9 protein-coding genes and 3 pseudogenes are annotated in these 10856 nt (G+C 61.6%); 8 read left to right on the forward strand and 4 right to left on the reverse strand.

Going from position 1 to position 10856, the window contains the following annotated elements:
* Positions 1–6 precede the first annotated feature (6 nt).
* On the reverse strand, positions 7–321 hold the full coding sequence (locus EK416_RS09315) for a c-type cytochrome (protein ID WP_127077217.1): 315 nt from the start codon (positions 319–321) through the stop codon (positions 7–9).
* Positions 322–678: 357 nt separating this feature from the next.
* Here EK416_RS09315 and efp point away from each other — a divergent pair, with 357 nt between their 5' ends.
* From efp to EK416_RS09350, 7 genes are all read left to right on the forward strand, one after another.
* On the forward strand, positions 679–1242 hold the full coding sequence (gene efp / locus EK416_RS09320) for an elongation factor P (protein WP_127077218.1): 564 nt from the start codon (positions 679–681) through the stop codon (positions 1240–1242).
* 171 nt (positions 1243–1413) lie between these two features.
* Positions 1414–2208, forward strand: a complete 795-nt coding sequence (locus EK416_RS09325) for an inositol monophosphatase family protein (protein ID WP_127077219.1) — start codon at positions 1414–1416, stop codon at positions 2206–2208.
* Between the two features lie 113 nt (positions 2209–2321).
* Positions 2322–3368 (forward strand): flagellar motor protein MotA, encoded by a 1047-nt coding sequence (locus EK416_RS09330; protein ID WP_127077220.1) that lies wholly within the window; start codon positions 2322–2324, stop codon positions 3366–3368.
* 18 nt (positions 3369–3386) lie between these two features.
* Positions 3387–4406: a peptidoglycan -binding protein gene (locus EK416_RS09335; RefSeq protein WP_127077221.1), complete on the forward strand. Its 1020-nt coding sequence runs from the start codon at positions 3387–3389 to the stop codon at positions 4404–4406.
* A 46-nt stretch (positions 4407–4452) separates the two neighbouring features.
* Complete coding sequence (gene recR / locus EK416_RS09340) at positions 4453–5067, forward strand: recombination mediator RecR (RefSeq protein ID WP_127077222.1); 615 nt, start codon at positions 4453–4455, stop codon at positions 5065–5067.
* 157 nt (positions 5068–5224) lie between these two features.
* Positions 5225–7765, forward strand: a complete 2541-nt coding sequence (locus EK416_RS09345) for a TIGR02302 family protein (RefSeq protein ID WP_127077223.1) — start codon at positions 5225–5227, stop codon at positions 7763–7765.
* Positions 7766–7858: 93 nt separating this feature from the next.
* The gene (locus tag EK416_RS09350; RefSeq protein WP_127077224.1) at positions 7859–8311 is read left to right on the forward strand and encodes a SufE family protein; all 453 of its coding nucleotides are present in this window, start codon (positions 7859–7861) and stop codon (positions 8309–8311) included.
* A gap of 482 nt (positions 8312–8793) precedes the next feature.
* On the opposite strand, the pseudogene EK416_RS09355 reads toward EK416_RS09350, so the two are convergent.
* Positions 8794–9006: pseudogene (locus EK416_RS09355) on the reverse strand (transposase); the annotation flags it as partial.
* 202 nt (positions 9007–9208) lie between these two features.
* On the opposite strand from EK416_RS09355, the pseudogene EK416_RS09360 reads away from it, so the two are divergent.
* A pseudogene (locus EK416_RS09360) lies at positions 9209–9562 on the forward strand (transposase); the annotation flags it as partial.
* Here EK416_RS09360 and EK416_RS09365 read toward each other — a convergent pair.
* Together EK416_RS09365 and EK416_RS09370 are read right to left on the reverse strand one after the other, a co-directional pair.
* Positions 9561–9701 (reverse strand): annotated as a pseudogene (locus tag EK416_RS09365) (helix-turn-helix domain-containing protein); the annotation flags it as partial. The pseudogenes EK416_RS09360 and EK416_RS09365 sit on opposite strands and share 2 nt — an antisense overlap.
* 385 nt (positions 9702–10086) lie before the next feature.
* Positions 10087–10494, reverse strand: coding sequence for a hypothetical protein (locus EK416_RS09370; RefSeq protein WP_127077225.1), 408 nt, complete (start codon positions 10492–10494; stop codon positions 10087–10089).
* Positions 10495–10856: the final 362 nt, after the last annotated feature.

The following is a 10856-nucleotide window of genomic DNA, read 5'->3' on the forward strand; positions in this document are numbered from 1 at the left end:
CCTGCCTCACTTCTTGATTTTCGAGTAATAATTGGCGATCGCTTGCAGGTCGTCTTCAGAATAGCCGCGAGCGATGCGGGACATGACCGTGGCGTTCGGATCTCCCGCTTTGTAAGACTTGAGCAAGCCGAGCAAGATCGGCTCGGGACGGCCCGCCAGGCCGGGGATCACGCCCTTCCAGTTCTTGTTGGAACCGTGGCAGTTCGTGCATGTGCCGGCGAGAACCGACACGTCCGTTTCCGCCTGTGCAAGCGTCGGCTGTGTGCAGGCGAAGAACATTCCCCCTGCCATCAGACCGGCTATCAAACCCAAATATCTCATGAATAACCCCCAGTTAGTCACCCGCCATAATCGTTAACATCGTTGATAGCTTTTGTAAATTTAAACCATCCGAGGCGCCGCGCCGCGCCCCGGATGGCTGCGCGATATAACAGATTGAATAACAGTAATTATTTCCGTGAAGGGTGGCGCATCCGGCTGCGGCTGGCGACCGCAGGGGAGACTGTCCACAGCGCCCGTTCGCTCGTGGCTCAGGGCTTGCAGAGCCGTGCGGTCAGGCCGTGAGCTGCCCAACGGCGCAACGACCGCCGTCTGCGGTGTTTCGTCCTCTTGCCCTTGACACAACCCCGGCGCATCCGCCACACGTTGCGCAACGAATTCTCACGCGCGAGCGCTTCCATGAAAATCAACGGCAACGAAATCCGTCCCGGCAACGTCATCGAGCACAACAACAGCCTTTGGGTTGCGGTGAAGACCCAGGCTGTGAAACCCGGCAAGGGTCCGGCCTACAATCAGGTCGAGCTTAAGAACCTCATCAACGGTTCAAAGCTCAACGAGCGCTTCCGCTCGTCAGAGACGGTGGAAAAGGTTCGCCTCGAACAGAAGGACTTCCAGTTCCTGTATGTTCAGGAAGACATGCTCGTTTTCATGGATACCGAATCCTATGAGCAGATCGAGCTGGCGAAGGATTTCGTGGGCGAGCGCTCGGCGTTCCTTCAGGACGGCATGAAGGTCATCGTGGAAATGCACGAAGGCCGCGCCATCGGCATCGAACTGCCCGATCAGGTGACGCTGACCATCGTGGAAGCCGACCCCGTTGTGAAAGGCCAGACGGCGGCCTCCTCCTACAAGCCCGCAGTGCTTGAAAATGGCGTGCGCATCATGGTCCCGCCCTTCATCGCGTCGGGCGAAAAGGTGGTCGTCGATACGAACGAGATCGCCTATATCCGCCGGGCGGAGTAGACTAAGCCGACAAGCGCCTTCGGGCATATCAAGGACAATGCCGGGGCGGCCTCGGGCCGGGCTCCGGCATTGTCGCGAACACGCAACGCGGAAGTGCCATGCTTCCGCGAACGCATAGGTTTCAGAATTTTCGGGTGGCAAGTCCGCCGCCGACCTCGTGGAGTGCCCGCCATGCCCGCATCAGCGCTGATGACGATCATGATCAATGCCGCCCGGAAAGCGGGACGTAGCCTCGCGCGCGATTTCGGGGAGGTCGAACATCTTCAGGTCAGCGTGAAAGGTCCGGCGAATTTCGTCTCCGCCGCCGACCACCGCGCCGAAACGATCCTCTACGAAGAATTGTCGAAAGCCCGCCACGGCTACTGCTTCCTCATGGAAGAGCGCGGCCTCGTCGAGGGCCCGGACAAGTCTCACACCTGGATCATCGATCCTCTCGACGGCACGACCAATTTCCTCCACGGCATCCCGCTGTTCTCGATTTCCGTCGCGCTCGAACGCGAGGGCGAACTCGTGGCGGGGCTGATCTACAATCCGGCGACGGGCGATCTCTACACCGCCGAGAAGGGCAAAGGCGCATTCTATAACGACTCGCGCCGCCTGCGCGTGGCCGCGCGCGACAACCTCGACGCGGCGGTTATCGCCACCGGGATCGCCCATCGCGGCAAGCCGGGGCAGGAGCAGAATCTGCACGAGATTTACAATGTCATGGTGGATGCCGCCGGGATCCGCCGCACGGGCGCGGCGTCGGTCGATCTCGCATGGGTGGCGCAAGGGCGGTTCGACGGCTACTGGGAGCGCAACATCCAGCCCTGGGACATGGCGGCGGGCATCGTGATCGTGCGCGAGGCGGGCGGTTTCGTCTCGGACGCCGATGGCGGCCGCAACATGCTGAAAAGCGGCACCGTCGTCTGCGGCAACGAGTCGATCCATGCAGCACTTTTGAAACGCATCGCCATTAAAGCTTAGCAAGGTTGCCTTTTTCAGGGTGAAGTTGTATTCCGCGATTTCTGCAAATGGTGTATAGGCCTCCCAAAGCTTGAGTTTTGCACGGATCGACGCGACCGCGGGACACGCTGATCATGAGTAAATCGCCCTACTACAAGACGTTATCCGGCCCCGGACGGTTCGTCGGCCGCATGCTTCTCTTCCTGATCCTCGCCGGGCTGATCGGGTTCATAATTCACAAGCAGATCATCGAGAATTTCGACCACAACCGCCCGTTGAACACGTTGATCGTGGGCGTGCTGATCTTCGGCATCCTCTACACATTCCAGCAGGTCTTCCGCCTCTTTCCCGAAGTGCGCTGGGTCAATAATTTCCGGCTCTCCGATCCCGTGGCGACGGATCGCTCGCCCGCCATGCTCGCGCCGATGGCGACGCTGTTGCAGCGACGGCAGGGGCAGGGAACGATCTCGCCCGTCGCCATGCGCTCGATCCTCGACTCCATCGCTTCCCGGCTCGACGAAAGCCGCGAAACCACGCGCTATCTCGTCGGCCTCCTTATTTTCCTCGGCCTTCTCGGCACATTCTGGGGCCTGCTCGAAACCACGGGATCGGTCGGGCAGACCATTTCCGCGCTGAACACCGAAGGCAAGGAAACGGCGGAAGTCTTTCAGGAACTGAAGACCGGCCTCGAAGCGCCGTTGCGCGGCATGGGCACGGCGTTTTCAGCCTCGCTGTTCGGCCTCGCAGGCTCGCTGATCCTCGGCTTCCTCGATCTTCAGGCCGGACAGGCGCAGGCGCGCTTCTACAACGAACTCGAAGAGTGGCTCTCGACCATCACCGAACTTCGTTCCGAAGGCCCGGCCGACGCCCCCGGCTCGCAGGCGCAGCTGCGGTTTGCGCTCCTCGACATGCAGCGCAGCATTTCCGACCTCGCTGAAAAGATCGAGCACGGTTTCATTCGCGGAGGTGGCGCGAACAGCGAGCATCTTGCCAAGCTTTCGGAAGGCATCGACAAGCTCGTTCAGCAGATGCGCGCCGAGCAGAAAGTGCTGCGCGAATGGGTGGATGAGCAATCGCATAATCAGGGCGAGCTTGCCGCCGTGCTGAAGGAACAGAACCGCCTCGCCGGTGCGCTTCGCGAGATCGCCGCGCGCGCCCGCCGCGACCCCGTGGACCGGTAGCAGCCGGAGGATCAGCCGATGGCCCTTTCCAAGCGCCGCCGCCCGCACGCCGTCGACTACTGGCCCGGCTTTGTCGATGCGTTGTCGACCCTGCTTCTGGTCGTCACCTTTCTCATGGTCCTGTTCATGGTCGCGCAATATTTCGCGGCGCAGGATGCGAGCGGCAAGGACACGGCGCTCGCCAAGCTTCAGCGCCAGATCGCGCAGATGGCCGACCTCCTCTCGCTCGAACGCTCGCAGAAGAAGACTGCGATGGAGGAATCGAGCGGGCTTCGGGAGACGCTTGCCGCGACCAACGCCGAAAACAAGCGGCTGACGAGCCTCCTTTCCGTCGATTCGGCCAAAAGCGGCGACGCCCGTGTCGCGGCGATCACGACGCAGCTCGACGAGCAGAAAAGCATCACCGCGCAGGCGCTGGCGCAGGTGGAACTTCTGAACCAGCAGATCCTTGCGCTGAGGAAACAGCTCGCCGCGCTTGAAAACTCGCTCGGGGATTCCGACAAGCGCGACAAGCAGGCTCAGGCGCAGATCGCCGATCTCGGCCAGCGGCTCAACGTGGCGCTGGCGAAGCGCGTGCAGGAGCTTTCGCAATATCGTTCGACCTTCTTCGGCGAGCTGAAGAAGTCGCTCGGCGACCGGGAGGATATCCAGGTCGTGGGCGACCGCTTCGTGTTCCAGTCCGAAATCTTCTTCGATAGCGGGTCCGCCGACCTCTCGCCGCTGGGCTACGCCGAACTCGACAAGCTCGCCGCCGCGCTGAAAGACCTCGAAACCAAGATCCCGCGCGATATCAGCTGGGTTCTCAGGATCGACGGCCACACCGACGCGCGCCCCATCGCGACGGCGGCGTTCCGCTCGAACTGGGAGCTTTCCTCGCAGCGCGCCATCTCGGTCGTGAAATATCTCGTGTCGAAGGGCGTGCCGCCGAACCGGCTGGTCGCGGCGGGCTTCGGCGAATATCAACCGCTCACGAGCGGGTATTCCGAGGCCGACCTGCGCCGCAACCGCCGCATCGAACTGAAGCTCACAGAGAAGTAGACGCGGCGCGGTTGCGGATCGCGCGCCGCTTCGTTATCTGATCCCCATGCTGCCACCGCAAAAAAAGTCCTCCGGCGCCGAAATCGAAGAGCTGATCGCGCTGCTCGCGAAGCTGCCGGGGCTCGGTCCGCGCTCGGCGCGCCGCGCAGCGTTGCACCTCATCAAGAAGCGCGAGCAGCTTCTCCTGCCGCTCGCCCGCGCGCTCGGCATTGCCGCCGACAAGATCGCGATCTGCAAGGAATGCGGCAACATCGATACGCAGCAGCCCTGCGCCATCTGCGCGGACGCGGGCCGCGACGCCACCACCATCTGCGTCGTGGAGGAGGTGGGCGACCTGTGGGCGCTGGAGCGGGCGGGCATCGTTCGCTCGCGTTATCACGTGCTCGGCGGGACGCTGTCGCCCCTCGACGGGCGCGGGCCGGACGACCTCTTTCTCGCGAAGCTGATGGAGCGCGCGAGGCAACCCGGCGTTACGGAAATCATCCTCGCGCTCAACGCCACGGTGGAAGGGCAGTCGACGGCACACTATATCGCGGCAGAACTGGAAGGTTTGCCGTTGAGGGTGACGCGCCTCGCGCGGGGCGTGCCCGTGGGCGGCGAACTGGACTATCTCGACGAAGGGACGCTCGCCGCCGCGATCAAGCTTCGGCAACCGGTTTGAACCCTGGCTGCCGCCGACCTCCGCCTCATGGTCCGCTCAGCCTGATGCGGTGAATTTTGCATTTGATCAACACCCGCTGGTCGCACCAGAATGACCGGATGCATGCGCCAGAGCACTCGCCTTACGGTCGCTCTCTTTCCTGTGGTAACGTGTTGGAATGACGACGCAGAGTAGCAAGTCCGCAAACGAGGCCGAGGTCACGCCGCCGTCTCACGAGGATCGCCTCATCAGGCGGAAGGTGCGCGCCGCCCGCCGCGCGATGCTGGTCGAAAAGTTGTGGCCGCGCGTCTGGCTTCCGCTCGCGGTAGCTGGCGTTTTCGTGCTGCTCTCGGCGTTCGAGGTGTGGCAGATGCTGCCGCCCGCCGCGCATCTCGGGCTCTTGTGGGGCTTCGGTGCGGGGTTTGTCTTTTCGCTGGTGCCGCTCGTTTTCTGGCGGCCTCCGTCGCGTCAGGATGCGCTCGACCGCATCGAACGCGCCTCGGCGCTCGATCATCGCCCGCTGACGGCCTTTCAGGATACGCTTTCGCAGGATGCCTCACCGGAAATGCGCGCCCTTTGGGAAGCGCACCGCGCGCGTGCGGCCCGCTCGCTTGCGAAGCTCAAGACCGGCGAAGCGCGGCCGCGCGTCGACCGTTACGACCCCTTCGCCCTTCGCGCGCTTCTGCTGCTCCTGCTCGTGGCCGCGCTCGCATCGACGCAAGCCGACTTGCCAAACCGTGTCCGCGCCGCTTTCGCGGTTCCCGATCTTCCACTTCTCGGCGACGGCCTTCGCATCGACGCCTGGATTTCCCCTCCCGCCTATACGCGCAAGGAGCCGTTCGTGCTTTCGGCGAGCGTGCCCGCTGCCGAGGCTGTGCCCGTACCGCAAGGCTCGACGCTGACCTTGAAGATCAACGGGGCTGGCGCGAAGGGTTATAGCGTTGCGCTGGCGTCGTCCGGCGGCAGGCAGCCGGTGTTGCCGACCGCTCAGTCGACCGATACCTATGCCGAATATACGAGCACCATCGACGACGATGTGACGCTGTCCGTCGGCTGGACGCTCGGCTCGGAGCGATCCTGGCGCTTGAGCGTCGTGCCGGACAGCCCGCCGAGGATCGCATTTCATGGGCCGATCGAGGTATCGCCGCGCGCCGTGATGCTGCTGAAATACAAGGTCGATGACGATTACGGCGTCGCGAGCGCGGAAGCGCGTGTGGAGCGCGTCATCATTCCGTCCTCCAGCGGCAAGGATAACGAGGCCGTCGAAGCGCCGCCGCCAGCTCTTCCGCAGATCGGCAAGCCGCCCGTATTCCCCCTCTCGCTTCCGCACGCGCCCGTGAAGGCCGCGGAGGCGAAGACTTACAAGGATCTCACATCCCATCCCTGGGCGGGCCTGCCGGTGGTGATCACGCTCGCTGCGAAGGATGAAGCAGGTCATGAAGGGCTGAGCGCGCCGCGCGGCATGATCCTTCCCGAGCGCAAATTCACGAAGACGCTCGCGCGCGGCGCTATCGATCAGCGCCGTTCGCTCGTCCAGAACCCGGCCGACGTGGCGCGCGTCGCGGACAATCTCGACGCGCTGGCCGCCGCAGCGCAGGACGAAGGCGCGGCCGCGCCGATCTATCTCGGCCTGCGCTCGGCGTTCTGGCGTCTGAGGAACGAGCCGGACATCTCCGATATCGAGGATGTGGTCGAACAACTTTGGGATGTCGCCATTCGCATCGAGGACGGCAACCTGTCAGCCGCAGAGCGCGAGCTTCGCGCCGCGCAGGAGCGCCTGAAGGACGCCATTGAACGGGGCGCATCGCGCGAGGAAATCCAGAAGCTGATGGCCGAGCTTCGTCAGGCGCTGAACAGCTACCTGCAGGCGCTCAGGCAGCAGCAGAACAAGAACGCCGACCGCGCGGCCGCATCCCCCAACGCGAAGACGGTCTCGCCGCAAGACCTCGCGCAGATGCTCGACAAGATCGAGAACCTCGCGAAATCGGGGTCCGCCGATGCCGCCGCGCAGATGCTGAACCAGCTCCGCGACATCCTCGAATCGCTGCAAACCGCTCAGGGCAGCGGCCAGAACCAGGAAGAGGACGCCGAAAGTCTTCAGAAGCTCGACCAGATGACCGACCTTCTGCGGAAGCAGCAGCAGCTTCTCGACGACACATTCCGCGAGCAGCAGAAGCAGGACGAGAGCGCGGACGAAGACAAGAGCGCCGAGCCCCGGCAGGGACAAGGACGGCGCGGGCAGAAACAAGGGCGCGCCTCGGCGGAACTCGATCGGCGACAGGAAGACTTGCAGAAAGAGTTGCAGGAGCTTCTCTCCGACATGAATGCGGATGGAAAGGACCCGGTGCAGCAGAAGCTCCGCGAGGCTGAAGACGCAATGGGCGACGCCATCGATTCGCTCCGCCAGAAGCAGTTCGGCGATGCCGGAGAAGAGGAAGGCCGCGCGGTGGAAAGCCTGAGGCAGGGGACGCGCGCGCTCGCGGAGCAGATGATGCGCTCCGCCGGGGGGACGGGGAAAGGCAATCAGGCCAATCGCGATCCGCTGGGCCGCAAGCAGGACGGCCCTCTCGACAACACGGGCGATGACGTGAAAATCCCCGACGAGTCGAGCGGCCAGCGCGCCCGGGCCATCATGGACGAGCTGCGCAAGCGTCTCGGGGAGCCGTCGCGGCCGATTCTCGAACTCGATTACCTCGAACGCCTCATCAAACCCTATTGAGGTCGTCTTGCGAAATCGCGCCGGCGGCAAGATATTTGCATCAGGGAGCACAATCGGATTTTTGGGCGTTACGCGCCCGGACAGGACACACTCATGACCGGCCCAGCGAACATCGACGAACTCGTCGAGAATTTCGGTTTCCTCGACGATTGGGAGGACCGTTACCGCTATCTGATCGAGCTCGGCCGCGCGCTTGCCCCGCTCGAAGACGCCGAGCGCAACGACGTTACGAAAGTGCGCGGCTGCGCGAGCCAGGTGTGGGTTGTCAGCAAGGCGACAGGCTCCGGTCCCGACACCGTGATCGAATTGCGGGGCGATAGCGACGCGCATCTCGTCAAGGGGTTGATTGCGGTGGTGCTGGCGCTGTTCTCGGGGCGGACCGCCCGCGAAATTCTCTCCACCGACGAGAAGGCCGTTTTCAAATCGCTCGGGCTGAACGATCATCTGACGCCGCAACGCTCGAACGGTCTCGCATCGATGGTGCAGCGGATTAAGCGCGATGCGCTTGCGGCGTCGGGCGCAGAGACCTCGGCGGCTTTGCATTGACCCGCTTGAGTTGGTCTGTCCGACAGCATCAGGGCAGCAAATCGGCTGCGTGTGTTGGCTGATCTTGCGTCAACAAAGTCAGTCGTGAAACTGAAGCGCGGAAAACTTGTCCGTTCAAAAGCGCTGCGCAACGCCGCCGAGCGCTTGTTCAACAAGCGGATATTTCCGAGCCGTAGCAACCCGATATGACAGGCGGGACGGCATTTTGCCCCCTTTTGTCGGTCGGATCTGGCTGCGAAGTTGGTTTCCGCTGCGGAAAGGGCGTCATCGACAAACTGCCACGCTCGGGACACCAAACGGGAGCGCGCTTCGACAAGCCCATGCTCATTCCGGCACTTCGCATGACAAAGCGGTAACGGCCGCCGAATCCCTTGCGGCAAAACGGTAGCGCTGTCACCCCTGCAAAGGTCGGGTGTGAATGCGAGCACTAGAGCGCTATCCGATCAGGCTGCATCGTATCCTGCGGCCTTGAAGTAGTTTGTTCACACTCTGGGTGTGAAGGTCGGGATGAGGTCTCCGATTTTGGCCCAGAGGGCTTCGACGGTGCGTTTGGCGGCCTTGCGCAAGAGCGCCTTGAGCTTCGAGAAGGCCTTTTCGATCGGGTTGAAGTCGGGACTGTAAGGCGGCAGGAACAGCAGTTCCGCCCCGGCCGCTTCGATGGCCGCTCGCGCCGCCGCACCCTTGTGGCTGCCGAGGCGATGCGCGGCCGAAGGCGCTGGGCGGCGACCGTCGTTCGGGGCGGATCGAAGCGCACGCAGCGCTGATCCTCGCTCTTGTCGACGAGACGCCGGACATGACGGCTCAGGAGCTTCGGGCCGCTCTTCAGGATTGCGGGATCGCGGCGGGTTACGGCATGCTGTGGCGCTTCTTCGACCGGCGCGGCGTTACGCTGAAAAAAAGACGGCGCATGCCTGCGAACAGGATCGCCCGGACGTCCTGAAGCGGCGCGAGGCCTGGTTCGAAGGCCAAGTGGACCTCGATCCGGAGCGGCTTGTCTTCATCGATGAAACCTGGACATCGACCATCATGGTTCGCCGCTACGGCAGGGCGCCAAGAGGCCAGCGCCTTCGCGCGGGCATCCCGTACGGGCACTGGAAGACGACGACTTTCGTCGCCGCCTTGCGTGTTTCAGGCATGACAGCGCCGATGGTGCTCGACGGACCGATCAACGGCGCGGCCTTTCAGGTCTATGTCGATCAGGTGCTCGTGCCGGCGCTTCGCCCGGGCGACATCGTCGTCATGGACAATCTTGCCAACGTTCGAGTGCACGCCAGCGGATCGCGCTCGCCGCGCTGACGCCAAAGCGTTCCGCCGCCTGGCGGCAGGACATCCCGCCGGAAATCGCAGCAAGAACCCGCACACGAAGATCAAGAGACAGAGCTTTCGACATGTCCGCCGGCCTCCCGCTCCGGCAGACAGTTTGAATCAGATCGCGCTCGATTGGGAAGCCCTCGCGATTCGATTGGATGGGATAACGCTCTAATATATTCTGTCGCTCGAACAATGTTGTCTGTCCCATTATCCCTTCCGGATCCGAAGACAGCCATACTATGGGACGTGTTCACGCCGGATATGTCGGCCGCAGCCGAACTGGAGAGAACTCTGCCTAACACATTGGCTAAGATACTACTATTGGCTGACCTAGCTAGGTCGAGGACACTTTGAGCAGCTTCTCTTACGACTGGATTCGAAATGTTCTGGATTTGGTTGTAATAAGAAAGCCAATTGAAAGCCGCCACATGTCGCTCCCGTTTGAAACACTATCCCTATTGTTTCTAGTAATATTCTACTTGGTCTGCATATGGCGAAACCGTATACGAACAATCTCGGAACGTCGTTGTCAAAAAATTGCGGAAGGTCGTTTCGATTTCTTTTCTTTGTTCTGCTGTAAGGGATCGTTTTTTGATAAACGTCATCCTGCGATCATCAAACCAGACCTGACAGACTGGACCCAATGGGAAATCTGCGCCGACAACGTCAATTTCATCGGCTACGTTTTTTGGAGATCGGCGTGCCGCGAATTCGACCTCAATATCACCGTGGTTATATTTAAACATAACCTGCCTCCCAGCTCCTTGAGTGCCCCATGGCTCGATAGAGACCCCTTTTTCATTAGTCGCGATTTCGCGTTTGATGGTGAGGCCATCAATATCGTCATCGAATTTTTGCCACGTCCATGTCATCTATTCATTCCTCAAAACCTTGTCTGAGTCCGAAGTCGAAAAGCTGAGCGGCTTGTTGATATGACGTCAATCAAAGCGCGCCCGATACACAGGGTGCCAACGATATAAATCCGTTTTCTTTCTTCGATGTCAAGCAACGCATCGAAGTCGGGCTCAGCGCTTTCGCTGGACGCTACGTTATTGCGCCTCTTCCCGATATTACCCACATTTTCTATGGTCACGACGTCGGTTATGACGTCGAAAGAATATATCTCGATGATGTTAGTGAGGCAGCTTCATCCACCAAAATTCGAGATGAAGCTAGGCTCAGGACTCATTGTTGAGGTAACCAGAAGATGACGGTTGCGGCGATGAGTATGGCG

It is taken from the genome of Rhodomicrobium lacus, from assembly GCF_003992725.1.
In the GTDB taxonomy this organism is placed as follows: domain Bacteria; phylum Pseudomonadota; class Alphaproteobacteria; order Rhizobiales; family Rhodomicrobiaceae; genus Rhodomicrobium; species Rhodomicrobium lacus.